The sequence below is a fragment of the Nostoc sp. JL31 genome (assembly GCF_017114965.1).
Lineage (GTDB): Bacteria > Cyanobacteriota > Cyanobacteriia > Cyanobacteriales > Nostocaceae > Nostoc > Nostoc punctiforme_A.
The window spans coordinates 1-26379 of sequence record NZ_JABXKO010000094.1 but is presented as its reverse complement, the minus strand read 5'-3'; the positions used below and the strand labels follow the sequence as shown (position 1 = coordinate 26379).

Sequence of the window (26379 nt, the reverse complement as noted above, 5' to 3'; positions counted from 1 at the left end):
GGATTAGTTATTTCCGGACTGATTACCGTGATTCACTAATCAACGAATCGCACTTTCTCTATGTATCGGGAACTGGGGAAAAAGCAAGGGAGCAGGGGGCAAGGAGCAAGGGAGAAGAGTTTTCCCATTTGCCCGCTGCACCCCGCCCCGATGCCTCTTTTCCATGCCCAGTCCCTTTTATTTACTCTTCAGGTTTATAACACCGGAGCCTTTACTTGCTGAATTCTCCCCTGAAGTTAGAACAGTTTTTCGACATCAAACCTTATCCAAGTAAATGGTTTTTATTGTTTTCGTCTTTTAAAAATTATCTCTACTTTTGGACAGATTTAATATTTTTTTCTATCAAATTCGTTGACATTATTTTACTTTTTTTATTTTATTGTAAATATTTATTTACATTTTTACAATCAGCAATTAAAGTTATTTATATATCTTGATAATAGTCAATTTTTAATTACAGATATTTGCAGCATAATAATGCTTTTTATCAGATAATCACAGCAATCATGCCGTTATTCACGATAAAACTCATATCTGTTAACAAATAATTAAAAATGACTTATAAAGTGACAAAATATGTATCTGAAGATTCACTTTTTGTAAAAGCTCTTAATTGCCCATTATCAATTAGAATAAGTTTTAATATATCAAAAAATTAAGATAATTTCGAGAAAAATTTTGTTTTGTTAACAAAAACAATGCAGTTAAATCAAAGTAATTTCCTCAAATTTCTGATCCAATCAGAGCCAGGAAAACCAGCAATATCCAACGGCTTACGAGCTGCTTTCGCGTTGGGAGTTCCCATGCTAATTGGGCAACTCATTAACCAAAGAGAAAGCGGACTATTGGTTGGTTTAATGGCTCACTTTGTCAACTTAGCGAATGTTGGTGGCCCTTACCAAATCAAAGCTAAGGCGATGGCACAGGCTACTTTGGGAATAACTGTTTCAGTATTTGTGGGTACTCTAGTCGCTCAAGTTCCGGTACTAGCTGTAGTGCTGACACTTCTCTGGGGAATTGCTTCCGGTTTTGCGTCACTGTACGGTAATGCTGGTGCCAATGTTGGTCTGGTGGTAGGGATATCATTTATTACCACGATCGCACAGCCAGGAAACTTGGAAGTTGCACTCGTGCGATCGCTGCTATGCCTAACCGCAGGTGGATGGGCGATGCTACTCTCCTTAGTAATGTGGCCTTTTAGACCTTACGATCCAATACGGCTAGCTTTGGCTGACTGTTTCAGTGCGATCGCCAACTACATTCAGGCATTTGTAGGTAAAGTAGCAACAACTGAAAATATTCTCGAAATTAGAAAAGCATTAGAAACAGCACGCACTGTTTTAGGTACATTACGGATTGGACAGTCGTCTCGGAGTTGGATAAATGAGCCATTTTTGCTGCTAATTCAGGATGGCGATCGCTTGCTTGGTTTAGTTGTTGCCTTAACAGAATTACTAGAAACTCACTTCCAACAACAGCAATATTATACAGTCCAGCAATTAGTAGACGATGCACTCGAACAAATATCAGTCATTCTTCAAGCCATAGCGAAAGTCATATCTCGCAAGCCTGCTAGCATCGACTTGGGAAATCTCAAGCGCATCTCTGAAGCACTGAAAGAACAAGAAAGTCTGCAAAGAAAAGCAATTGCTGGGAGTGAAACCGACTACACAACCCTCGTTGCTTTCACTAACCTGGTGCTGACGCTCAAAAAGCTGATCGAGCAATTGCAATACACGGCTCAGACAGCTAAATCTCTGGCAGATCGCAGCAAAATGAGTCAACGAGATATAGATAGACTTCTTTTATTTGAAGAAGAACAGCGATCACTCTTAAGTTTACTCAAAGAAAACCTTACCTTAGACTCAGCAATCTTTCGCCATGCTCTCCGCATTGGTGTGAGTCTAACTGTAGGCGTGATATTATACAGTGTTACAAATTTACCAATGGGCTATTGGGTAACACTGACAATTATATTAGTCCTGAAACCAAACTTGGGTGCAACTTTCAAACGGTTTTTCCAGCGAGTTGGCGGGACAATCTTAGGAGCTGTCTTAGCTGCTATCTTACTTGCAACCATCACGAGTAAGCCTGTATTAGACATCATTATTCTGCTGACAGTATTTTTTGGCGTTTCCCTGATTGGTTTCAACTATGGGTATTCAGTGATTTTCTTCTCAATATTTGTCTTACTGATTATCGATATTGGTCATCCTATTAGTTGGCAACTTGCTGGCTTTCGGGTGTTGAATACATTAATTGGGGCGGGACTGGCTTTTGCGAGTCATTACTTTTTATGGCCCAACTGGGAACGCGATCGTTTACCTAGTCAACTCGCCACAGCGCTACGAGAATGTCACAAATACTTTCGGGATGTGATGGCTGTTTACCAGGGGACAAAAGAGCCTGACTCTAGTATTATCAGTCAACGGCGACAAACTGGACTGGCAATTGGCAATGCCCAAGCCTCTTTCCAAGGATTGCTGCGCGAACCGAAAATGCACCAAGAATTAGTAGAACCAGTAATGACGCTGCTGCTGTATATGGGACGTTTTAATAACGCCGTAACAGTTTTGGCAGTACATCTCGAACATTTCCGAGGAACAGTACCACTCCCGGAATTAGAAACCTTTGTCTGCCAAATTTCGCTACTCTTAGAGCAGTTAGCTGATTCAGTACAGCAGGAAATTCCCCCACCGCCCTTACCTGACTTGGAAGAAACACTGCTAAAAATCCAGCCATACCTGCAAGCACTGCGTACAGCCAGGATAGAAGAACTAGCCGTCAATCAAGGACATACACCGATTCGTCAGGCAGTCATTGATTACAGCATATTAGATTTGGAGATCGAGCAGATCGTTCGGCGTTTGACCGCTATGCACTCAGCGATGGTACGGCTAACATTAGCTAATTAAATTTCAAGTGTTCGGTAGAAAAAGACGATAGGATTCGCTGTCCATCAAAATTCTAAAACCTAGCCACATCAGCAGGAAGGGGAAAATCTTGCCAGCATAACGGTCAATACGGTTCGGATAAGTAGAGGAGGCAGGGGTGCAGGGGAGGCAGGGGAGGAAAGAGAGTTATTATTAAGCAATTATCTCTTCCCCTGCTTCTCTTCTCCCCCTGCTCCCCTTGCTTGCCTTATTTGAATGCTGCTGGCAAACAGAGTATATAGATCCCAAGATTATTGCCGCCGTTAGAAATTGTTACCGCACAGACGCGCTAGGTTTGGCGATCGCTTTCTGAAATCAAATCCTTTAAATTTAGAGTTTCTTTTTAGATTAGCTGACTTAGTTTTTTTAAGTTGTAAGCCTAAATTTAAAGTTCTTGACGTGTCGGACGGATGATGATTTCATTCACATCAACATCATCAGGTTGCTCAATGGCGTATGCGATCGCACGGGCAATGGCATCTGCATCAATGGCGATCTCATAAAGTTGGTTAATTCCTGCTGCTGTGTCTTTATCGGTAATCGTGGTGGTCAGTTCGGTGGCAACGGCTCCTGGTGAGATATTAGTCGAACGGATTTCACCATTTGACTCTAGCCGCAGCCCTTCAGAAATCGCCCGCACTGCGTACTTGGTGGCACAGTAGACAGCTGATCCCGCAAACACCTTATGTCCAGCCACGGACGATAGGTTAATGACGTGACCAGACTTTTGCTGACGCATAATCGGTAAGACGGCAGCAATCCCATAGAGAACGCCTTTGATGTTGATATCGATCATCCGATCCCACTCCTCCACCTTTACTTGGTCGAGGGGAGAAAGCGGCATCAACCCGGCATTATTGATTAGCACGTCAATTTTGCCATAAGTACTCAAAGTTTTTTTCGCTAAGGCTTCCACCTGGGCGCGATCTGCTACATCGGTTACTTGATAGGTTGCAGTCCCTCCTGATTTAGCGATCGCTGCAACCAATTCTTTGAGACGATCTTCGCGTCTGGCAGCCAGCATTAGTTTGGCTCCACTAGCAGCTAGTCGCTTCGCAGTTGCCTCACCTAACCCACTGCTAGCTCCAGTGATGATTACCACTTTGTTTTGAATCTCAGACATATTGATTTCTGCGGATTATTGAGTATGGATCGTGAAACATAGGGTGCTGTTTCAGATGAACTCAGCATTACTTAACCATATCAACTAGTTTGTAACAGGATCAACGTTTTTGTCTGAGCAACATCACGCCGTTTGAGTTCTGTCCCGTTAAAACTTCAGTTGGTGAGTTAAGACCATCTCATAAACTTAATCTTTATCTACATACCAAGAGGTATTACTTCACCGTTCTTTGCCGCTTTTGCGAGTAAGTCACGGACTTCTTCATCCGTCGTTTGAGGAAAGCTTTCGTACCAAAGACCAACGCTCTGGAAAGGGCTGGGTGTAGAGATGCAAACGATTTCGTCTACCTCAGTTTCTAACTCTTGGCAAGTTTCAGGTGCAGCCACAGGTACAGCAATCACAATCTGAGCAGGTTGCTGTTTTCGCACAGTTACAACAGCAGCCCACATGGTTGCACCCGTGGCTAAACCATCATCTACTAAGATGACTGTACGTCCTTGTAAATTTCTTAAGGGGCGATTTCCCCGATAAAGCCGTTCCCGCCGCTCTAACTCCCGTTCTTCTTGCGCCGCCACTCTGGCAATTACTTCATCAGGTATCTTTTCCAGGCTGATAATATATTTATTGACTATCCGCACACCACCAGAAGCGATCGCTCCCATCGCTAGTTCTTCTTGATCGGGCACACCCAATTTACGTACCACTAAAACATCTAAGGGAGCATTTAACGTTTTGGCAACTTCAAAGGCAACGGGTATACCACCCCTTGGTAGCCCTAATACCAAAACATCTGGATCGTTAGCATAAGCAGTTAACTCCTTAGCCAAAACTTGACCTGCAAACCTCCGATCTTTAAATAGCATGGTGATATTCCTAATTAGTTTCCAAAAAAATTAAATAAATATTTACATAAGTTTGTTATTGACTATGAACCTCAAACAATGGAGCAAATTCCAAACTTGTTGTTATAGTTCAGATGTTCTGAACCGATCTTAGAAAGCTAAATATTCTCTGTCCTCCACTAACGGAGCGACATCTTCAATCTACAGGTCTATCAAACGAATGAGTTAGCTTTAATACAACAATATTTCTGCATCTTGCGCTGAGACTATTTTACTACTCCACACTCAATATCCGTCCCCAAATGGCTTGTTGAGAAGACCAGACCGATGACGCGGTGAACTATAGCTGTAGGGGGTTTACTGCTCTAGGTAACTGGTGTTAGCGTGAAGCAAAGTTATAGTGCGACCACAAAAGAAGGGTGATATGGAAAACCTAATGTTTAAATAGGGGTGCATTTGAAAACTACTATAAGTTTTGCCACTTCCTAACATTTACTGCTAGACTTTTACGGAGTATATTTTTTACTGTATTTTAAGAAAAAAATACTTACGTGCTAGCAGATGCAAAAATCTATGAAAATCCAGTGATAATTCAATTGTTAATTCTTCGCTTGTCCCGTATTACTGACATTGGATTGATATTATCTTTACATCATCCCTAAATTGTGAATATGAGATAATGCACCAATTTGCTTGTTCATTATATAATGCTTAATATTACAGAGAAAAGTCATCAAAGTTACCCAATTAACACTTTTGAATAAAAATTAATAGGGTAGAATTACTGAGTATGTTTGAAAAGCAAAAGAAGGGTGTTTTTAATGATCGGCTTAACTAATTCAGAAAACGGCACAGTTAGCAGCACAGCAGCCACTAAGAGGCTGGCAAGGGCGATGATGGTTTCTGGTGGAGAGTTTTCACTCTTATTGGCGTGTTGTAACTCTGTTCAAAGGCAGCAGCAAGTGCTGAATTTATTAACAGAATTTTCATCAGCAGATATCCACGAAATATTGCTCTCACCTACGGCTGACAAATTATACACAGCTATTATAAGTGAAATTGGTACTACTCAACCCGAAGCTTTGATGATAAGGGGCTTAGAATCTGTAGCGGCAATTAACCAACTGATTATTAGTACCAATATCATGCGAGATGAGTTTCGGAAACAGTTTCAGTTTCCCTTGGTATTGTGGGTCAATGATGAAATTCTGCGTAAGCTAGTTTGGCTAGCACCCGATTTCAAAGACTGGGCAGCTACTACTATTAGATTTGATGTACCTAATAATCAGTTAATTGAATCTGAACAACAACCCATCAGCGCCTAATATTGTCTGAAATTACTTTTAAAATTTTATATATGCTAGTTGAGCCGAGCAAAACCGAAGCTCAGGTTCTGTGACATTATTTTCTAAAATTACTTTTATTTAACCACTCCCTTAGCAAAGTGAGCTAAAAACTCTTGGAAGCTATTTTCAAAATTAGAAGATAGTATGGCTGTCGAGTTTGTTATCGCCTTAGTACACATCAACCTTAAAAAAGGTGTGAGAATTAAGCTGCGATCGCCATATTTGTTTGAATCGTATAATTTATTCTACTTCAACAGCACTAACTAAAATTGTTATTGAACCTGGGTTTTCTTCAAAAGAGATATCCTATAGGAATGAAAAAGAATGTAGAGACGTAGCAATGCTACATCTCTACAAAGATTGTGGATAACGCATACATATTTAATTTAACCAGATGTCTAATCAATCCTGCGACTAGGTAACTTAGTCCCGCACCTCTGACAAAACCCAGCATTTACATCATGGAAAGCTAAACCACAACCTGAACAAACTATTTCTACCTGATTAGCAGTTTTCACCACTCGCTTAATTAAATCCCCCACTTGCCAAGGAATCAGTGCAATTCCGGTAAAAATCATCAATACTGTTAGCAAGCGTCCTAATTCCGAAATTGGAATAACATCACCAAATCCAACAGTTGTCATTGTGACAACAGAGAAGTAGAATGCATCCAAAAATGTACCGTAATTTTCAGGATTAACCGGATGCTCAACTTGATAAATTAAGCCAGAGTAAATAAAAACAATTGCAAATAATGTAAATAATATTCGCGCAAAAATCATCCCATCTTCACTGCTGATACTAGCGAATAAAAACTTTCTATCGATAAATCTAATTAATCGTAAAATCCGAAACCATCGTAATAGGCGGATAAAGCTAATATCCACCATACCTAGAAAAAATGGTAGAATCGCCATTAAGTCAATAATCGAATAAAAGCTAAAAATATACTTAATTTTGTTTTCCGCGCTCCACAGGCGGAGTAAATATTCCACAGCGAAGATCATGACGATCGCAGTATCAGCTACATTTAATTGAAACCGCATATAGTCAGGAATATTATATGTTTCTGCCACAAAAATTCCTGATGATATTAGCACCAAAGAGGCAAGTGTTAAATTAATCGCTTTACCTATTGGTGTTTCTAGGTCTTCTAAGTAAAATTCTGTTTCTTGTCTGCTCAGTAACATATTCGACCATTAATACATCTTAATTCCCAGTTATAACATTAGAAATACGATATTATTAACCATTATCCTTATGTTAACCTCAGCTTATATGAATCCAGAATCTTTTATGCGTTTAGCATTGGCAGAAGCAAAAAAAGGGAATGCGCCTTACGGTGCAGTGATTGTTAAAGATAATGAAGTCGTTGCCGTAGCTCATAATACTGTAAGGAGAGACAACGATCCATCAGCCCATGCAGAAATCAATGCTATTCGTAGTTTAACAGCTAAACTCAAAAGCCTCTCTTTAGAAGGTTATAGCATATATACAACTGGCGAACCTTGTCCAATGTGTGCAACTGCTTGTGTTTGGAGTGGTTTATCAGAAATTGTATATGGTGCTTCAATTCAAGATTTAATTTCAGTAAATCAATCACAAATTAGTATCTCTTGTGAAGAAATAATCGATAAGTCATTTAGGAAAATAAAAGTGACAAAAGGCGTTTTAAACAATGAATGCTTGGAGTTATTTAAATAAGCTGAATTTAGATTCCTGATTTATTTAAAATCGGGAATATACGGATTGCAATTTTCACCAATAAAATAGAATTGCTATAAAGCTTAAAATTACGAATTACGAATTACTTAACTTGGCTCATTCAAATAGGATAAATATGTATTTGCCCAAATTGCAGCTTGAGTGCGATCGCGCAAATTTAACCTGTTTAAAATATTCGTAACATGATTTTTTACTGTCCCCTCAGAAATGTAGAGTTCCTGAGCAATTTCTCGGTTACTAGCGCCTGTAGCAATTAATCGCAAAACCTCTTTTTCTCTAGGAGTAAGTTCCGCTAAAGTAGATGGTACAGGCGGTGACTGGATTGGTGCAACATGAGAAAATTGAGTCAACAGCTTTTTAACTATACCTGGGCCTAATTGCGTATATCCTTTATGAACGGCACGAATAGCAACAGCTAATTCTTCTGATGGTGTATCTTTCAATAAATAACCCATAGCCCCATTCTTTAAAGCTGCTGACACATATTCATCGTCATCAAAAGTCGTTAGTACTAAAATCTTAGTTTTGGCAAAACGTTTTTGAATTTGCTTCGTGGCTGCAACTCCATCCATAATTGGCATTCTGATATCTAGCAATATTACATCTGGCTGAAACTGGGCAACACAATTAATCGCCTGTTCGCCATTTTCTGCTTCTCCAACTATTTCTAAATCTGGTTCTAGTTCCAATAACGCTCTTAATCCTTGACGAATTAAACTTTGGTCATCTACCAGCAAGACTTTAATCATTATGTTAACCTTGTTAATGGAATATTAACTGTAATTTTGCAACCAGAGCCAAGAGCGCTATTAATATTAAACTTACCTCCAAGTGCTAAAGTGCGATCGCGCATACTATGAAGTCCAAAACCAGTAGTATTTTGCCCTACGTCAAAACCTTTACCATTATCCTGAATTATCAATTGTAAATTGCCTTTAGTCGTAGTGAGTTCCAATTTAACCTCTGTTGCATAGGCATATTTAGATATATTAGTTAAAGATTCTTGAGTAATCCGGTAAATAGCAGTATTTATTTCAGGTGGTAGAGAATAGTCCAGGTTGATTTGATAAATTGGTAATATCCCATTAAACCGATGAAAATTTTCTGAAAGACTAGCGATCGCATCTTCTAAAGATTGTTCTTGTAAGGGATTAGAACGCATAGTAGAAACAGATTGACGAACATCTTTTAGCGCCTTTGAACCTAATTCCTTTGCAGTTGCGAGAAATGTTTCGGCCTTACCTGGGTTAGATTGCCATAGTTTTAAAGCAGTTTCTAATTGTAGGTTTAAAGCAGTCAGAGAGTGTCCTAATGAATCATGAATTTCACGAGCAATGCGGTTACGTTCTTCTAAGGTAGCTTGATTTTCAATTTGCATGGCATATTGACGGAGTTTTTCGTTAGCAAGAGCTAGCTTTTCTCGACTTTGCCGTTCAGACAAAACTGCATTCATCATCAGCAACACAAACACCAAACTTAAGCCAAATACTAGTGACGAATTCAAAATCAAAAATCGATATCGCTCTTGTGCCTGTGGCGATGCTTGAAAATTGAATAACTGATATTTTAGTTGTGTGGTAACTAAAAATAAAGCAAATGACAAAGCTGTAACGAATAAACGCCCTTTTAACTGAAAAATCAGACAACTGCGAGTCACTAAAATTATATAGAGAAAGGGGAAAAGCCGAGCAAATCTCTCCCCAAAAAGTCCAATTATTAAAATCAATAAAATTTCAATAGCTGTATATATTACCTTAGTTGTCTGGCTATTCCTGGGTAATCTTAAGCCCATTAGTGCAAAAATAATCAGACTATAAATTGACAGTTCTGGCAATATGCTACAAACTGACAAGTCTGGAAATGCACCACAAATTGATAGTTCTGGAAGCTTGGGACGAAAACGCCGTAACGGGGGTGGTATAACGGCTGTCAATGCGGTGATCGCCAGTAATGTCCACTCCAGATAAAGCAGAGACGGAAAAGGATGTTTCTTAATTTGAATTGAACAACTCATTAGCCGCGTTGCTCCCGTTATAAGTTATGAGTTAGGAACTAGGAATTAGAAGTTAATAATTCCGAAGATTTGAGCAGTGGCTTCCGCCACTTAGAATTTTCGCTGAGTGAGAAATCAAAAGTAAATTCAAACAACAGAATCGTTACTTAATAAGCTAAATAATGACTTATAAAATCATCATAATCAAAATTTTCATGATTTATAACTCTAACTTTTAACTCCTAACTTCTAACTTCTAACTTCTAACTTTTAACTATCTATTGTCAATCATGACTTTAGTCATGGGTATAACCATGACTTTCTCCTCATGTAACTGCTGAAGATAAGTTCTTATGATGGTGGCATCCAACCAGGAAAAACCCACCAGACAAGTAATGAAACTCAAAGCATTATCGCTAGTCGCTTCCGCGATCGCTCTCACTTTAACTGCAACCTCCTTTGCTGTTCACGCTCAAACAGCCTCTTCTTCACCCCTGTTACTTGCACAAACTCAACAAAAAGAAAGAGGCCCTTGGAAAGAGTTGGGTCTAACAGATGCCCAAAAAGCCCAAATTCAGACAATTCGCCGCGATAGCCGCACCAAATTTGAAGCAGTTTTGACCCCAGAACAAAAAGCAAAATTAGAGGCAGCAAAACAAGCACGTCGGGCTGAGTGGCAAGCGCGTAAGGCTCAGGGGCAAACAGGTCAAGGTCAACGGCAACCCGGCCAACGTCGAGGAAAGGGTGGTTTTGGTGACTTAAATCTGACTGAAACCCAAAAAACCCAAATGCGACAAATCCGCGAATCTGAGAAACAACAGATTCAAGCAGTCTTAACCCCGGAACAGCGTCAAAAATTGGAGCAATTTCGTCAAAATGCTCCATCACGCCGTCAACAAGGCAATCCTCAATAATCATCTTTCAAAAAATAATAATTTTGGGGTGGGCAATACTCGCCCATCTCAATCCCAAAATAGATAGATTATGATGCAACCCTTTGCGGCTTCACCAAATCCCGCTCCTCGTCTGCAACAAGTTTTAGATGTACTCGATCGCATCGCACAAGCGCAGGGGCGAGATGTTCCCCAAATTGTGGAAATAGAGAAATTGCGTTTCCTTCCTACTGGCACTTTTGGCAGAACTTGGGCAGACTTCCTCAATGAACAGAATTTAAAACCCTTTACTACAGGTAGCCGCCGTAAACAACTCCATGACGGGGTTCATGTTCTCACAGGCTATGGCACAGACTTCATTGGTGAAGCAGAAGTACAGGCATTGTTATTAGGAACAAAATTTAGCATAACTAACTTGATGCTGGGACTAGGACTGTTGCGAGTCATCCATAAAAACTTAAATTCTCGACAACAATTCACCTGGGACAGACTTTGGCAAGCATACCAACGCGGTTGTCACTCTCACTTTGACCCAGATACTTGGCAACCAGAATTACTTTGGCACTTACCCTTGACTGATGTCCAGGCATTGTTTTCCATAGTCAAAAATTAACAGACTTCTTGCAGAAGATGCGGAAAGGGGAAAAACTTCATCCCCTTTCCCTTTCCCTATTTTGAGTGCTGTTAGCGGTAGCGGGGCGTTTAGCCCGTGCTGAGTTCTGAGTTCTGATTCAATTTAGTAGACTTTCAAGATCGTTTTGAGTTATGAGTTAATCAAAACTCCTAGCTTGATTAACATGTCGAAAGAATTCGCAATTGGTAGTAAAGTCCGTGTTGTGGCGCTACCAGCCTACGTCAAAACTGCTGAACCTATGCCCATGTTGCGCCCTCCCAATGTCATTCACATTGGTGAAGAAGGTATAGTCATTGACCGCAGACCTGGTGGATATTGGGGTATTCGCTTTGCTAGGGGGGCTTTTCTCCTAGATAGTCAATATATCGAAAGCACAGATACCCCTGCCGAATCTCACTTAGAATAAGATTTCTCGCAACCAAGAATTGTAAACTTGTGTAAAGTTGTGATTCTGGTTTACACCATGATTTCCCGCCGTACTTTTTTAAGCATATTATTTGCCAGCTGTATTTCTGTCATCAGCTGGCTGAATTTTACCCCTGCTGCTAATGCTCTTGGTGGTAAACTTCCGGCAATTAATCAACCTGCACCAGAGTTTACTCTGCCAACCAACACAGGTGATGGTAAAATTTCCCTCTCTGACTTGCGTGGTAAATGGCTAGTCCTGTACTTTTATCCTAAAGACTTCACCTCTGGTTGTACTATAGAAGCTCGTCGTTTTCAGCAAGACTTACCCCAATACCTGGAAAAAAACACTCAGATTATTGGCGTTAGTGCTGATGATATTGACTCCCACGCCAAATTTTGTGATTCAGAGGGACTAAAATTCCCCCTATTGGCTGACACTGATGGTTCAGTGAGCAAAGCTTACGGTTCGTGGCTTGGCTTTTTATCTATGCGCCACAGTTTTATCATCGATCCTCAAGGCGTCTTGCGCGAAACTTTTGTCAAAGTCAACCCAACTATTCACAGTTCAGAAGTGCTGGCACGACTAGAAAAATTACAGTCCACAGCTTCTTAAACTTCAATAAATACAACAAGGGGCTTATGCCCCTTATTTTAACTCACAATAAACCCATATTTTTTGAGTACAGTTTTGGCTTCACTGCCAGATAGAAACTGGACAAATTCTTTGGCAGCGGAAGGATTTTTACTGCTTTTAATTATTGCTACCGGATAGACAATCGGTGAGTGAAATTTATCATCAGCAGTAACTGCGACTTTTACTTTGTTGGAAATTTTGGCATCAGTGGCATAAACTAAACCCGCTTCGGCATTACCACTTTCTACTGCTGCTAAAACTTGACGCACATTGTTAGCAAAGACTAATTTCGACTTGAGGCGATCGTAAAGTTTCAATTTCTTCAAGACTTGCTCGCCATATTGACCGGCGGGTACGCTTCTGGGTTCACCGATCGCAATTTTTTTAATCTTACTATCTGTTAAATTGTAGAAGCTATTGATGCCAACAACATCCTGAGCCACAATTAAGACTAGACGGTTATTTGCTAGGTTAGTACGGCTACCTGGTAGCAATAATCCTTTTTGTTCCAAGGCATCCACTTGCTTTTTGCCAGCAGAAATAAAGATATCTGCTGGCGCACCTTGCTCAATCTGTTGCTGCAAGGCACCAGAGGCCCCAAAGTTATAACTAATATTGATATTTGATTTACTTTGTTGGTACAAAGGCTTAATTTCTTCCAGTGCCTCTTTTAAGCTGGCGGCTGCGGACACGAGTATGCTGGTGTTCGACTGTGCTATTACAGGAGAAGGAGGAACCAACGGTAAACCAATTGCTAGCAGCAAGCCAGCGATCGCTATACCCAGGAAGCCAAAAATTTGTCTTCTTTTCATAGAAAAGGCGTTTGAAGGGTTTCTTCCATAAAATTGATGCTAGGTAAAATAGTACCAAAAATACCAACATATAACCAACTATATCGGTAAAATTATGCCTAGAAAAGAACAAGGGTGGGTCACATTCCAAACCTCAGAAGAGGAACGAAAGATTTTGGAAGAGTTTTGTGGCCAGTCTCAGCGAACTAAGACCGAGATTCTCCGGGAATTGGTACGTGGTCTTAATCAACACTCTTCACCATCAAACTTGCTACCATCCATAAACACAGAAGAGGAAGATATCTACACTCAAATGCCTGAGATAGAAATTAGTCTTCAAAAGAAACCACTCAAAGTTAGCTCTCGCAATATTCTCAAGGGTGTTGTTAAGCGAGTTGTTACTGGAGCTGTTAATAGTGAAGTCACGTTAGAGATTGTTCACAAAGTTGAGTTAACTTCAATTATCATCAGAGTATCGGTAGAAGAGTTGGATTTGTCTGAGGGGAAAGAGGCTTATGCCGTTATTAAGTCCAACGATATAGTTATTGCCAGAGAATAGGCTGTGGTGATGTCTCTGAAGCATTGCTTTATTCATTCAAGAGAAACGATCGAGATTTTCTTACGAATGATTCTAAATTGCGGTAAAAATTTCTTAATGCTACACAAATAAATTTATATTTCGCTAAATACTTCAGTAGGGAAATAAGGGCTGCGAACAGATTCCACAGCCCTTGTTTACCACTCTATAGCTTATGAAAGCGCTGGTACTGCTTCCAACTTCTCAGCTTTGTTCTTCAATACGGTTGGTAGTTCGCTATTGAACGCCTCACCTTCAACCACTTGCGATCGGAAACCATCGGGTCCAACTGGAACATCGCCCGTGATGGTGGTGCGATAGAGGACGCGCTCGACTTCCAGATGATCCAAGTCTTGAGGGGCCAAATGGGAGGTGGCGCGGTTGTCCCAGAACGCAATGTCACCGTTATTCCAGCGGAAGCGGGTGGTGTAGGCGGGCTTGGTAATCTGGTTGAAGAACAACTCAAGCAGCAGGTCGCTCTCTTGTCGTGATACGTCAAGAATGTGCGAGGTGAAGCCAGGGTTGACGTACAATGCGCGTTCACCAGTCTCAGGATGAACCCTTACTACTGGGTGGATTGAAACCAGGGGATTGGCTGCGATGCGCTGGGCAATCTTGCTATTGCTGGGGAAATTCAAACGCGCATTGAAGCGATGTTCGGCTTTTAATGTGTCTGCCAACGCCCGCAAGGGTGCTGATAGACCCTCATAGGCTGCAACTAAATTTGTCCACTGTGTGTCACCACCGAAGCTAGGGACATTAACCGCACGCAAAATTGACGCCGCAGGTGGGTTGACAACTGCTGTGACATCGGTATGCCAACGACTTTCATAGCTGGAACGGCGCAGACCATTGCGCCGCTCATAACGACTGCGGTCAATGGGCAGGATTTCTGAAAAGCCATCAATCGGCTCATCTTCGTGGGGATGTGCGTAGGTAACTTCACCAAAACGACCTGTGAATGCAATCTGTGCCGCATGATCGATGTTTTGGCCGCGAAAGAACACGACTTTCCACTTCAATAGTGCTTGACGAATTTCTTTGACTGCATCATCGTGCAAAGGACGTGACAGGTCTACGCCGCTGATTTCGGCACCGATGAAACCCGCTACTTGTTTGACCTCAATGTGTTTGTTGCTCATGTCAATTCTCCATAGTTTGATCGATAGGGCGGTGTTCGCACTCGTCCGTTTACTTTAGATATGTTGCTTGCGCTTAATGGCTACATACCAAAGGAAGCGATCGCAGTTTAAAACATCATACTATAAATCTATCAATTTACCGTAGTATGTAGATGCCGTATTTTAGACTGTTGGAACAACGGTCGATTTAGTCCAGGTAAGGGCAAGTTAAAATTCGCAACACAGATTAAAAAGCTTCTTACCCGAAAGTGGCAAGCAAGCTATGTAATGAAATGCGTATAGAGTATGTACTAAATTTTTGTTGCAAGTGCCTTTTTTAGAACTTACAACGATTCCACAATAGCGCTTCTGTATTCTTCGCTAACAGGTGTATTTATAATACTTTTATATAAACTTTATAAAATCTTTTTATTTGGAACACCAGTGTTTTATTGATTGATTAATTTATATTGTAGGATTAACAAGGAAACAATTATACTTACTATCAGTATAGTTTTGCCCAAAACTGCAAAATAAATTAATATTGGTTAAAAATAAAATAATACTTTGTATTTATTTTATAGTTTATAAATTTATATAAATAAATCCTAATTTTAGTTCACTTTTTTATTCCAAAATCCTAATTTGATTTTGTTATTAGCCTATTGCTAATAACAAATTATGAGTTGCCTTTTTACCAAGGTTAATTAAGGATTTGAAGAGATTGTAAACTACATGAAAAAGAAATTATCACAGAAATGGACTAATTCTCAATATTGGTTACGTTTTTTAATTATCATCCTATTAGGAATAGGTGTATTTTTCCGTTTCGTCAATATTGACAAAAAAATTTATTGGGGTGATGAAGTTTTGTCATCATTACGCATATCTGGCTATACGCAGTCAGAAATGAAAACGCAATTAAGTGATGGTCGTTTGATTGACATAGAAGATTTACATAAATACCAGCATCCTAATCCTGAGAAAAATGCAATTGATACAATTAAAGGGATTATTTTAGAAGACTCGCAGATTTTGCCACTATACATCTTGATTACCCGGCTTTGGGTAGAGTGCTTTGGCAATTCTATAGCAGCGGTCAGAAGTTTTTCAGCATTTATTAGTCTACTTACCTTTCCTTGTTTTTATTGGCTATGTCAAGAATTATTTGAGTCTTCACTAGTAGGGTGGATAGCCATCGGGTTGGTAGCCATTTCACCTATTCATATCGTGTATGCACAAGAAGCGCGATCGTATAGTTTAGGAATAGTAGCCATCTTAATATCGAGCGTAGCACTGCTGCGAGCCATGCGCCTTAAAACAAAAGTTAGTTGGTGCATTTATGTAGCAACATTATCAATAGGGTTTTATACTCATCTATTTTTTACCTTGGTTGCTTTTGCACAGGGAATTTATGTAGTTGCAATCGAACGCTTCCGATTGAGTAAAACATTGATTTACTACCTGCTATCATTGCTTGCGGGGTTTCTAACCTTTGTACCTTGGATTTGGATTATTATTACCAATCCTCAGCCAGAAGCAGTCACTTGGGCGAGTACTAAACAAACATTATTTATGTCAGTTGTAAGGTGGGCTGGTATCTTTAGTCGTGCGTTTCTTGATTTAGGTATTAGTCCTAACGAACCGGGAAAACTTAAGTTCGTTTTAATTCCTTTTATTTTAATTATTTTAGCTTTAATCAGCTACTCAATTTATTTTGTGTGTCGAAGAACTTCTAAAAAAGTTTGGTTATTTGTCTTAACCTTGATTGGATCTGTAGGGCTTCCTTTACTGATAACAGATTTCGTATTTCAAAAGCGATTTGCTACTAGTCGATATACACTTCCTTCAGTTTTAGGTATACAGTTAGCTGTTGCTTACCTATTTACCACTAAGATTGCGTCTATTTCTACTAAAACTTGGCAAAAAAAGTTTTGGTCGCTTGTAGCGTTTATGGTGATTACAAGCGAAGTTTTATCTTGTATGGTTCACTCTCAAGTGCAGATTTGGTGGAACCAATTTCCTGATAAATACCAAGAATATCCGAAAATTGCTAATATTATTAATCAAGGGAAGAAACCACTTTTAATTAGTGATGAGGATAATATTATTCCACCGCTACAAGTACTTACTAACTTAATCGATCCAAAAGTGAAATTTCAAATTGTAGGAAAAAATCAGTTACCAAATATTACTAATGGCTTTAGCGACATATTTTTGTTCTTGTTCGAGCCGTCTGATTTATTAAAAGCTGGAGTTGAAAAAGTTTATAACTCAAAGTTACAGCAGGTAGACGACTTTCTCTGGAAAATAACAAAATCTAATTAACCCAAGTAGACGGGCATATCTAGGGGTATCGCAAAGACGCGATAAATCGCGTCTCTAGATCAGGGTTTGGGACTTATCTGAACTGTATTGGGTTAAAAATTAATATCAATTAGCCTGATAAGTGGCACAGTTAAAGCAAAAATATACTTTAATTAAACAAATAATTTAAGTACTTGTACTGCTGCCGCTTATGTCATCGCCCCTTGAGCGCCCGCTAAAAGTTGAAATCAGACTACCATCTTCCCATCCTCAGTTATTAGAAGGGCTGGATATATGGCTGCGTTTAGGTCTAATATCTGATGCCCAAGTCAGGCAGTTATGTCGAGAGTTTCTGGTGTGTGCGGTGGTGTTGCAACCCCAAGCTGAAGCTCAAACAAAGGTAGTATTTGCAACTTCCGACCCCGTGCAGCAGTTGCCCATAGCAGCTTTACAATCTAGTAGCGGTAAACAAGCACAACAAAAACCAGCTAAACCCAACTTCATCGGCACAATGTTGCAGTCCTTGGGAGCAGAACTAAGTGTCCGTTGGCTACTTTTTCTAGGGGTTTTCCTGGTAGTCGTATCTTCTGGGGTACTGGCTGCTAGTCAATGGGCAAGGTTTCCTGCTTCTGGACAATACGGGGTTTTATTTGCTTATACTTTGAGTTTTTGGGGATTAAGCTTTTGGGCGACTAGGCAAAATAACCTCAGATTGACGGCTCAGACATTGCTGATTGCCACTCTTTTGTTGGTGCCAGTGAATTTTTGGGCAATGGATAGCTTTAAATTGTGGCAAAATCCTGTGGATTGGATTGTAGTTGCGATCGCCTGTCCTACCCTAACTGCTATAACTGTTTTACTCTCCAAAAATCGGACTATTTTTACCAATTTACATACTGGCAAATTACCTCTAGTAAATATTTTAGGGTTGAGTTATCTGCATTGGGGTTGGCAGTTAAGAGGATTTCCTTTAATTGCTGTTTATCTGGCAACGATCGCTACAACTATCATTACCGTTTATCACAATCTTTTCCAACAGCCTCGTACTGTCAGCGAGGAAGATGGGGGCGATGTCTACGACGGGCTACGCCTACGCCGTAGCTTAAGTATTAGTTTACCTGCTGCTGTAATTATTTATTCTTTAATAGTATTGTTAGTGCGGGCAATTTTTGTTACCAAGGTAGATGTCGCACTGTTGGGGTTAGCTATTGGCATTTGCGGCTGGTTGATAACTTGGTTAGCGCAGCAGGGAAGGAGGAGGGCAGGGGGACTCGGGGCCCCCTCTGGGGATAGGGGGAACAGGGGGCAGGGGGCGGGGGGAGTAGAGGAAGTAACATTAATATCCTCCTCATCCCCTTCATCCCTCTTACTCTGGGAAAGACTTGGGGGCGTTTTACTCTTTTTGGGTTGGGTGGTATCGGTAGTAAATTATCCTTGGCAAGCAATAGCTGTCAGTGGTTTGGGTTTGTGGTTTGTGGGGAATCGCTTGTGGCAGTACAGTTTAAAGCGAGACTTTGCAGGGGTTTTCGTCATCGGCTTAGAGACGATTTTGCTAGGTTGGCGATTAGTACCTGATAGCTTACAGAAATTAGCGATCGCAACTAGTACTCAACTCACCAATTCTCAAAATGAACCTTGGGCATTACTGGGTATCGCTTTATTTCCCTACGTAATTTTGATGGTGGCGCTTACAGATAGTTTTTATCGCAGCCAAAAGCGAGAATTAGCTAAATTTGGCGAACTGCTCGCTCTGTTATTTGGAGCTTTTTTAACAACGATCGCTCTCGTAAATCCCGCATTGCGATCGCTAAATCTGCTATTTTCTACCGCCACTCTCGCATTTGTTACTCAACGCCGCTCCCCGTCATCTCTTGCCCTGGTATACCTAACTCACATTATGGGGGTGCTGACGTTTTGCTTTACCATTAATTGGTTATTCCCAAGCCTGACTCAACAATGCTGGGCAAGTATTTTATTGGCTCTCATGGTTGCAGAATGGCGATTTAGTTTGCAGGAAGGACTATGGCAACGTAGTGCATGGGATATCGGTTTAGGATTAGCCGCAGCGAGTTTTTTCCTCTTGTGGATGAATGCAGAATCATCTTGGTATGGCATCGCTGATAACCGATCTGATTGGGGAGTTTTATGGCTAGTTACGCCTCTAGCTCTCACAGGTGTTGCCAATGCCACAATTATAGAGCGGCGGACTACTAGCCGTTACTTGAGTGTCTTGGCTGTGATAATTGCCCAGCTACTAACTTTACAGCTACCAGGAATCAGATTAATTGGTTTGGCTGTAGGTGCTGGATTGATGTTTGCAAATACGCGCTATTTGCGAAACCAAGTATCTGCGGTAATTACAGAAGGATTTGTTTTAAGTTTCATTGGGGCGCTGCTGTGGGCAGGTGTGCCTGGTTTGCCTCGCCTAGCGGTAGCCGATTGGTTTGTTGTAGGAGCGATCGCAACTCTAAGTCTATGGTTAGCGCGGACTATTTTAAGCCGACGCGGTAACGAATTAGCTGTTATCTATGCAGCCGCCAGTGATAAATGGGCGATCGCCTTATGTAGTGTTGAATTATTAAGTTTGACGCTGCATTCAGTGCTGATTTACCAAGGGTTTACGACTTCAGGATTTTTGTTCTTAATTGCCACTGCAATAACCCTGGCAGCCATTGTTTATCGCAGTTGGCGAGAACCGACAAATTGGGCATTTTATGGGATTGGTTGGTGTTTGGAATTGTTGATTACCCAGGTGCTAGGCTTGGGGGAACGCTCACTTGTGAGAATTGCAATTGCAAACATCGCCTTGGGTTTAATTACTCAACTTGTCGGCGAGTGGTGGCAACAACGACATCAATTAGAAAGGTTTCCTAGCAGCCTGCACATTTTGCCATTAATTTATGGTGCATTTAGTGTATTGCTGCGTTTGAATACCTTCACCGAGTGGACAGGTTTGTATTCCTTGGGTGTAGCTTTAATTATTATTGGCGTGGGGCGGCGGCGCGAAAAGTTTAAACCCTTGCTTTACTTAGGAATTGTTGGCGTATCAATTTCTGCTTATGAACTTTTGTTCTATCAAATGTCACAAGCTTCAGGAGGAGCATTAGGTGATGGATTAATTGCTATGTCTACCCTTGGCGCGAGTATCATGTATGCTTACCGCATTCTGTCGCCAAGGCTAGTCAGCTACTTACACCTAACTCCCCAAGAATTGAAAAGAATTGCCCATATTCACTGGGTTTGGAGTAGCTGTTTATTAATGGCTGCTATTATTACACCCATTGCAGTTAACCGTTTGGTGGGATTGGGAACTGGAGTATTTTTGATTCGCTATGCCATCTTTCAGGGACGAAATTTCCGCACTTCCCCCAGCATCTTGGGAGGAATTACAATCGCCGAGATGTGGGTTTACCTTGGCTTATTAGAGGTAGCCGGCATGAGGATTTATTGGCGGGAGACAGCAGTAGGGCGATTTTGGGCTGGGCCATTAGTTCCTTGGAATGGTGCGATCGCTTGTGTGGTAGCCTACTTTTTGTACATTCTACCTTGGGAAAATTGGGGTTGGTCTAAAAGACCTTGGCAACAAGCTGCATACATCACACCACTAATAATTTTATGGGAAACCAGACTGCAAACTTACCCCATTACCTTGCTACTCGCAGCTGGATTTTACATCTTTTTAGCAAAAGTAGGTGAAAACATCCGTTTCACCTATATTAGTGTGGCGTTGATTGATTGGGCAGTTTATCGCGGGTTTGATTCCTTACACCTGACTGATACTTTGTGGTATGTAACACCAATTGGGTTATCACTGCTTTATATTGCTCAAGTGGATACCCAACTGAAGCTACCAGAGTACAAAACATCTCGTCATTTTCTGAGAGTGCTAGGGAGTGGTTTAATCTGTGGGTGGGCAATTTTATTTAACCAAAATACAGCTTGGATACCGGGGATTTTCAGTCTCATCGCCATTTTTGCCGGATTAGCTTTGCGAGTACGGGCTTTTCTCTACATTGGTACAGCCACTTTTTTAATTACTACAATCTATCAATCGGTAATTTTCAGCTTGCAGTACTCTTTTTTAAAATGGGTTGTTGGCTTGTTAGTTGGCATCTTACTAATTTATATCGCCGCCAACTTTGAAACCCGTCGCGCTCAAATAACTTCCTTAATTCGTAGCGCCATTGATGAATTTCAATCATGGGAATAGGTAAGCTAAAGGTTGAACTAATTAGGCGATCGCCTAAATTCAAGATAAGGTAAACCACATCTAGTTTGCATATCTAAAATTTATATAACTCTTGTGGGGTGGGCATCTTGTCCGCCGTAGTTATGCAATTTAAATGTGGAACAGCTTACCTGTAAGTCACTTCAAATATTTTTTGAAAGCGATAAAAACAAACATCAAATTCCATGACAAAAGTTAGCTTGTCCTAACAAAAGCGTTGTCTGAGTAGCCTGCGTCCAAGCAAATACTAATTTAACATTCTGAAATTGCCCAATAGTTGCAGAGAAAATTAACACTCGTGCTTAAAATTGAGCCAGATTACCAATCCCTGCAAGATTGGATAATTTATTTGTTGGAAGCCCCTAATACATCAAAAAATATTGCTCCAGGGTTGACGTTTCGGTGTTTCGCGCAGTCTGTAGCAGCTTCCGCCTTCCCTGTAAGAACTTCCGGCTTGACATTTCGGTGTTTCGCGCAGCCTGTAACAACTTCCGTCTTCCCTGCAAGAACTTCCGGCTTGACATTTCAGTGTTTTGCGCAGCCTGTAAGAACTTCTGCCTTGACGTTTCGGTGTTTCACGCAGCCTGTAGGAACTTCCGTCTTCCCTGTAAGAACTTCTGCTTTTGCTGTAGCAACTTCTGCCTTAACTTTACTGAGTCTTGAGTGAGAAAAAAGTAAGAGCGGGTTGACTAGACTTATTGCATAAATCAAAAACCCTCACCCTAAATCCCTCTCCCAAAATTGGGCTACGGTGTACACACATCACTACCAGTTATTGAATTACCCCTCCCTAACCCTCCCCGTATGTATTGGGGAGGGAACTAGATTTCCGATCTCCCCCCTTTCTAAGGGGGGATTAAGGGGGGTAATTCGACCGTAGCTAATTGGGAGAGGGACTTTGAAATTGGCTCCTCTTCTCCCAAAATTGAGAGAAGCAGCAAGGGGGATAAAATTAGTGAAAATACTCAAATTTTAGTCTTTAAAAAAAAATAAATAATTTTACTCAGGACAACCTTTTAAAAAATTGTCCACTATGGAATTACTAAAATTTTAGGTTATCTTTTCAGATCAAGGAGTATTAATGGCAAGACCAAAACGCGATTCACGTATTCTTAGCAAAGCTGAGATGCGCTTGGCAAGTATTAAATCTATCAGTCCGACTCTAGATGTAGGAGATAGTTTAACAGTTAAAGATTATACTGATAAAATTGAAAGTCTCCGTCAATCTTTAGAAGCCTACAATACTACTCTCTCTACTATTGATGTTTTATTAACCCAAATCACCGAAAATGAACGTGATTTGGCAGACTATTCTGAAAAAATTCTGCTTGGTGTTGCTTATAAGTTTGGTAAAAATAGCCATCAATATCAGATGGCTGGGGGTACTCGTAAAAGTGAGCGCAAGCGTGCTGTGCGCTAAGGTGTTGTTTTGACTACCAGCTAAAGGCAAGACGGTTAAACAGATAAAGAAAATGAGGAAAATTAGGAAGATAGGGAATACAAAGATTTCACCCACTCCCATTCCTGCGTCAAACCCTCTTTTAGGGAGACTTGCGGCTGATATCCGAGAATTTTCTGCGCTTTAGATACATCAGCAGCCGTGTGGCGCGCGTCTCCCATCGCTTTTTCTATGTGATTTCTTTTGATTGGCTTCCCAACAATTTCTTCAATCGTATTTAAGACTTCTGCTAAAACCACCCTGCTACCACCACCAATATTAAAGATTTCTCCCACTGCTTGAGATGCGGTGGCGGCGGCTAAATTAGCGGCGACGATATCACTAACAAACGTAAACTCCCGCGTTTGCTGGCCATCGCCGTAAATAGGAATCGCCTCATCGTGCAAAATGGATTGAAAAAACTTATTAAATGCCATATCTGGGCGCTGTTTGGGGCCATAAACTGTAAAATAGCGCAATGTCACACAGGGCACACCAAAGTTCTTGTAATACAGTTCACATAAAAACTCTGCTGCTAGCTTCGTAATGCCGTAAGGAGAAACCGGTTGAGGACAAATCCTCTCGTGGGTAGGTAATGTTTCTGCATCACCATATACACTAGATGAAGAGGCAAACACTAATCTTTTCAGGTGTTTAGCATCTTTAGCTGCTTCCAGCAAAACTTGTGTAGCATTAACATTTCGTTCTGTATAGCCTCGAAAAGTTTTACCCCAACTTGCTCTGACCCCTGCTTGTGCCGCTTGATGGTAAACTACATCAACATCTTTTAGGAGTTTCTGCCAATCTAAAAACTGCATATCTCCTTCAATTAATGTAAAGCCAGGTGAGCGATGTAAGTGTGCAACATTGTTACGCTTTAACATCGGATCGTAATAATCATTGAATTCATCAATCCCGATTACTTCTTCTCCTTGTTCTAGCAATGTTTCTGCAAGCTGAGAACCAATAAAGCCTGCGACTCCAGTAACGATAATTTTAGCCATGTTGCCGATTTTTTATATCCTGATTAACCGCGATATTCACAAGTTAATAATTATAATCAAAAATTGGTTATTGATTGATGATTTTTTTCATAGATAATTTGAGTCGTATCAGTAAAAAGAATAATTTAATTAATACATTTGTGCTGAAAGTATGTTATTAAATTGATTTAGTAATTACTAATAATAAAAATTAAAACTTTACTAATTAGTGAAATTTAATTTTTAAAATAAATGCAGTTGGAATTCAATAACTAAAATAGCTGATTAACCAAGGTTTTACCCCACCCTAACCCTCCCCTTATAAAGGCTACGGTGTACACACAAGTCTTGTAGAGTTGCGCCACAGGCTTTTGATCCCCCCAACCCCCCTTAAAAAGGGGGGCAAAAAGCTCTCAAAGTCCCCCAATTTATCGGGGGATTTAGGGGGATCTACAACATTTTGGTTTTGTACAGAGATGTGTGTACACCGTAGCCTTATAAAGGGGAGGGAACTAGATTTCTTGTTTCCCCCCAATGAATGCATCGGGGGGATTAAGGGGGGTAATTTGACTTATGTACACCGTAGGCAGGCGGTGAGGGGCTGGGAGTGAAATCTTAGGGGACTTTTACAAGAGGTATACTAAATCATCAGAAACTTGCACAAGTGTGAGAATTGATGAAAAAATTGATCCGCGAGAGTCGAATCAGGTATTCTCATTTTGCAAGGGACGCACGAGGAAATCAGTGAAAGTTTTAGTTGTCGGTAATGGGGGGCGCGAACACGCTCTGGCGTGGAAACTGTTGCAATCTAAGCAAATTGAGCAAGTTGTCTGTGTACCAGGGAATGGGGGCACAGCAACTATGGAACGTTGCCAAAACTTGCCCTTAGCAGTAGATGATTTTGAGGGGATGAGCCGATATGCTCTAGAACATGGCATAACTCTGGTAATAGTTGGGCCAGAAGTTCCCCTATCTAAGGGAATCACAGATTACCTCCAAGACAAAGGATTGATGGTATTTGGCCCAGTCAGGGCTGGAGCGCAAATTGAGGCGAGTAAAGCTTGGGCAAAAGCCTTGATGCAAGAAGCAGGGATTCCGACGGCACGGGCTGCGGTATTTACGGAAGCTGCGGCAGCAAAATTTTACGTCAAATCTCAGGGAGCGCCCATTGTTGTTAAAGCTGATGGCTTGGCGGCTGGTAAGGGTGTAACGGTAGCTGAAACAGTTACACAGGCAGAAAGTGCCATTGATGCAATTTTTCAAGGACAATTTGGCAGTGCTGGTGAATTTGTCGTCATTGAAGAATGTTTGCTTGGGCAAGAGGTGTCAGTTTTAGCATTGACTGATGGGTTAACAATTAGACCCTTGTTGCCAGCCCAAGATCATAAACGAATTGGTGAGGGCGATACAGGCGAAAATACTGGCGGGATGGGAGCATACAGCCCAGCACCCATCGCTACACCAGAGTTGATGGCACGCATTCAAACAGAAGTCTTAGAAAGAGCGATCGCTACCTTAAGAGCTAAAGGCATTGATTACCGAGGTGTACTGTATGCTGGGTTAATGATTGCACCCGATGGCGACTTGAAAGTTTTGGAATTTAACTGTCGCTTTGGCGATCCCGAAACCCAGGTGATTTTGCCACTGTTAGAAACACCCCTAGAAGAGTTGATTCTAGCCTGTGTACAGCAGCGTTTAAGTGAATTGCCGCCCATTGCTTGGAAAGGAGGAGCATCTGCCACTGTCGTTGCCGCTTCCGGTGGTTATCCAGGAGAATATGAGAAGGGCCAGGTGATTACTGGCATTGAAGAAGCAGAGGCAACAGGAGCAACTGTATTTCATGCAGGAACAAAATTGAACCAGCAACAAGAAATAGTCACAGATGGGGGTCGAGTATTAAATGTGACAGGAATTGGAGAAAATTTTGAGCAAGCGATCGCCCAAGCCTACGCCAGTATCAAATATATTCAGTTTCAGGGGATGTATTACCGGAGAGATATCGGTCATAGAGTAGTCAGCGTGAAGCAGAGGGAAACCCCATAAGCATCCAGCCTGTGTCGGCTTGAAGGCTGGCGCTATACTTAAGCTATGCCCAAGTTAGACATTATCCATAACGCAGTAAAAAACGCACTCATCAAGGACGGCTGGGCGATTACAGACGACCCCTACGTAATTCAGTATCGAAGAACAACCTTATACGCTGATCTCGGTGCTGAACGACCAATTGGGGCTGAACGAGATGGGCAAAAACTTGTTGTTGAAGTGAAAAGCTTTGTTGGTGCATCAAAGATACAAGATTTGAAAGAAGCTCTCGGTCAGTATGACATCTACCGTTATCTTTATAGAGGAAGTGCGATTCGTTGATTAGTGAATCACGGTAATCAGTCCGGAAATAACTAATCC

21 protein-coding genes and 1 pseudogene are annotated in these 26379 nt (G+C 41.0%); 14 read left to right on the top strand and 8 right to left on the bottom strand.

Annotation, left to right across the window (positions count from 1 at the left end):
* Both HWQ43_RS21795 and HWQ43_RS21790 read left to right on the top strand, forming a co-directional pair.
* Positions 1-200 (top strand): annotated as a pseudogene (locus HWQ43_RS21795) (hypothetical protein); the annotation flags it as partial.
* A gap of 498 nt (positions 201-698) precedes the next feature.
* Positions 699-2915, top strand: coding sequence for an FUSC family protein (locus HWQ43_RS21790; RefSeq protein WP_292737969.1), 2217 nt, complete (start codon positions 699-701; stop codon positions 2913-2915).
* A 403-nt stretch (positions 2916-3318) separates the two neighbouring features.
* On the opposite strand, the gene HWQ43_RS21785 is transcribed toward HWQ43_RS21790, so the two are convergent.
* On the bottom strand, positions 3319-4056 hold the full coding sequence (locus tag HWQ43_RS21785) for an SDR family oxidoreductase (RefSeq protein ID WP_292737967.1): 738 nt from the start codon (positions 4054-4056) through the stop codon (positions 3319-3321).
* Between the two features lie 197 nt (positions 4057-4253).
* Entirely contained in the window at positions 4254-4919 is a 666-nt protein-coding gene (locus HWQ43_RS21780; protein WP_292737965.1) for a phosphoribosyltransferase, read from the bottom strand.
* Between the two features lie 800 nt (positions 4920-5719).
* Between HWQ43_RS21780 and HWQ43_RS21775 the strand changes: the two genes are divergently transcribed.
* Positions 5720-6223 (top strand): hypothetical protein, encoded by a 504-nt coding sequence (locus tag HWQ43_RS21775; protein ID WP_292737963.1) that lies wholly within the window; start codon positions 5720-5722, stop codon positions 6221-6223.
* A 419-nt stretch (positions 6224-6642) separates the two neighbouring features.
* Here HWQ43_RS21775 and HWQ43_RS21770 read toward each other — a convergent pair whose 3' ends face one another.
* Positions 6643-7434 carry an ion transporter gene (locus tag HWQ43_RS21770; protein WP_292737962.1) on the bottom strand — a complete coding sequence of 264 codons (792 nt, stop codon included), beginning with the start codon at positions 7432-7434 and terminating at the stop codon, positions 6643-6645.
* A gap of 88 nt (positions 7435-7522) precedes the next feature.
* Between HWQ43_RS21770 and HWQ43_RS21765 the strand changes: the two genes are divergently transcribed.
* On the top strand, positions 7523-7948 hold the full coding sequence (locus HWQ43_RS21765) for a nucleoside deaminase (RefSeq protein WP_292737972.1): 426 nt from the start codon (positions 7523-7525) through the stop codon (positions 7946-7948).
* 107 nt (positions 7949-8055) lie between these two features.
* On the opposite strand, the gene HWQ43_RS21760 is transcribed toward HWQ43_RS21765, so the two are convergent.
* Both HWQ43_RS21760 and HWQ43_RS21755 read right to left on the bottom strand, forming a co-directional pair.
* Positions 8056-8718 carry a response regulator transcription factor gene (locus HWQ43_RS21760; RefSeq protein WP_292737960.1) on the bottom strand — a complete coding sequence of 221 codons (663 nt, stop codon included), beginning with the start codon at positions 8716-8718 and terminating at the stop codon, positions 8056-8058.
* Positions 8718-9983 carry a sensor histidine kinase gene (locus tag HWQ43_RS21755; protein ID WP_292737958.1) on the bottom strand — a complete coding sequence of 422 codons (1266 nt, stop codon included), beginning with the start codon at positions 9981-9983 and terminating at the stop codon, positions 8718-8720. Before HWQ43_RS21755 ends, HWQ43_RS21760 begins: the two co-directional genes overlap by 1 nt.
* A gap of 374 nt (positions 9984-10357) precedes the next feature.
* Between HWQ43_RS21755 and HWQ43_RS21750 the strand changes: the two genes are divergently transcribed.
* The 4 genes from HWQ43_RS21750 to HWQ43_RS21735 all read left to right on the top strand — a co-directional run bounded on the left by HWQ43_RS21750 (position 10358) and on the right by HWQ43_RS21735 (position 12510).
* Positions 10358-10876 (top strand): P pilus assembly/Cpx signaling pathway, periplasmic inhibitor/zinc-resistance associated protein, encoded by a 519-nt coding sequence (locus HWQ43_RS21750; protein ID WP_292737971.1) that lies wholly within the window; start codon positions 10358-10360, stop codon positions 10874-10876.
* Between the two features lie 70 nt (positions 10877-10946).
* Positions 10947-11468, top strand: a complete 522-nt coding sequence (locus HWQ43_RS21745) for a Coq4 family protein (RefSeq protein WP_292737956.1) — start codon at positions 10947-10949, stop codon at positions 11466-11468.
* A 184-nt stretch (positions 11469-11652) separates the two neighbouring features.
* Entirely contained in the window at positions 11653-11895 is a 243-nt protein-coding gene (gene sipA / locus HWQ43_RS21740) for a regulatory protein SipA (RefSeq protein WP_292737954.1), read from the top strand.
* A gap of 57 nt (positions 11896-11952) precedes the next feature.
* Positions 11953-12510: a peroxiredoxin gene (locus HWQ43_RS21735; RefSeq protein WP_292737952.1), complete on the top strand. Its 558-nt coding sequence runs from the start codon at positions 11953-11955 to the stop codon at positions 12508-12510.
* A 38-nt stretch (positions 12511-12548) separates the two neighbouring features.
* Here HWQ43_RS21735 and modA read toward each other — a convergent pair whose 3' ends face one another.
* The gene (gene modA / locus HWQ43_RS21730) at positions 12549-13343 is read right to left on the bottom strand and encodes a molybdate ABC transporter substrate-binding protein (protein WP_292737950.1); all 795 of its coding nucleotides are present in this window, start codon (positions 13341-13343) and stop codon (positions 12549-12551) included.
* A gap of 94 nt (positions 13344-13437) precedes the next feature.
* Between modA and HWQ43_RS21725 the strand changes: the two genes are divergently transcribed.
* The gene (locus HWQ43_RS21725) at positions 13438-13881 is read left to right on the top strand and encodes a molybdopterin-binding protein (protein WP_292737948.1); all 444 of its coding nucleotides are present in this window, start codon (positions 13438-13440) and stop codon (positions 13879-13881) included.
* A gap of 191 nt (positions 13882-14072) precedes the next feature.
* On the opposite strand, the gene HWQ43_RS21720 is transcribed toward HWQ43_RS21725, so the two are convergent.
* Positions 14073-15041, bottom strand: coding sequence for a TauD/TfdA family dioxygenase (locus HWQ43_RS21720; RefSeq protein ID WP_292737946.1), 969 nt, complete (start codon positions 15039-15041; stop codon positions 14073-14075).
* A gap of 714 nt (positions 15042-15755) precedes the next feature.
* Between HWQ43_RS21720 and HWQ43_RS21715 the strand changes: the two genes are divergently transcribed.
* The 3 genes from HWQ43_RS21715 to HWQ43_RS21705 all read left to right on the top strand — a co-directional run bounded on the left by HWQ43_RS21715 (position 15756) and on the right by HWQ43_RS21705 (position 22975).
* Entirely contained in the window at positions 15756-17348 is a 1593-nt protein-coding gene (locus tag HWQ43_RS21715) for a glycosyltransferase family 39 protein (protein WP_292737944.1), read from the top strand.
* Between the two features lie 190 nt (positions 17349-17538).
* The gene (locus tag HWQ43_RS21710; RefSeq protein WP_292737942.1) at positions 17539-21537 is read left to right on the top strand and encodes a DUF2157 domain-containing protein; all 3999 of its coding nucleotides are present in this window, start codon (positions 17539-17541) and stop codon (positions 21535-21537) included.
* A gap of 1099 nt (positions 21538-22636) precedes the next feature.
* Positions 22637-22975 carry a hypothetical protein gene (locus HWQ43_RS21705; protein ID WP_292737940.1) on the top strand — a complete coding sequence of 113 codons (339 nt, stop codon included), beginning with the start codon at positions 22637-22639 and terminating at the stop codon, positions 22973-22975.
* A 62-nt stretch (positions 22976-23037) separates the two neighbouring features.
* On the opposite strand, the gene HWQ43_RS21700 is transcribed toward HWQ43_RS21705, so the two are convergent.
* A complete protein-coding gene (locus HWQ43_RS21700; RefSeq protein ID WP_292737938.1) occupies positions 23038-23997 on the bottom strand; it encodes an NAD-dependent epimerase/dehydratase family protein in 960 nt (319 codons plus the stop codon).
* A 723-nt stretch (positions 23998-24720) separates the two neighbouring features.
* Here HWQ43_RS21700 and purD point away from each other — a divergent pair.
* Positions 24721-26019 carry a phosphoribosylamine--glycine ligase gene (gene purD / locus HWQ43_RS21695; RefSeq protein WP_292737936.1) on the top strand — a complete coding sequence of 433 codons (1299 nt, stop codon included), beginning with the start codon at positions 24721-24723 and terminating at the stop codon, positions 26017-26019.
* Between the two features lie 45 nt (positions 26020-26064).
* On the top strand, positions 26065-26340 hold the full coding sequence (locus HWQ43_RS21690; protein WP_292737934.1) for an element excision factor XisH family protein: 276 nt from the start codon (positions 26065-26067) through the stop codon (positions 26338-26340).
* Positions 26341-26379 lie beyond the last annotated feature (39 nt).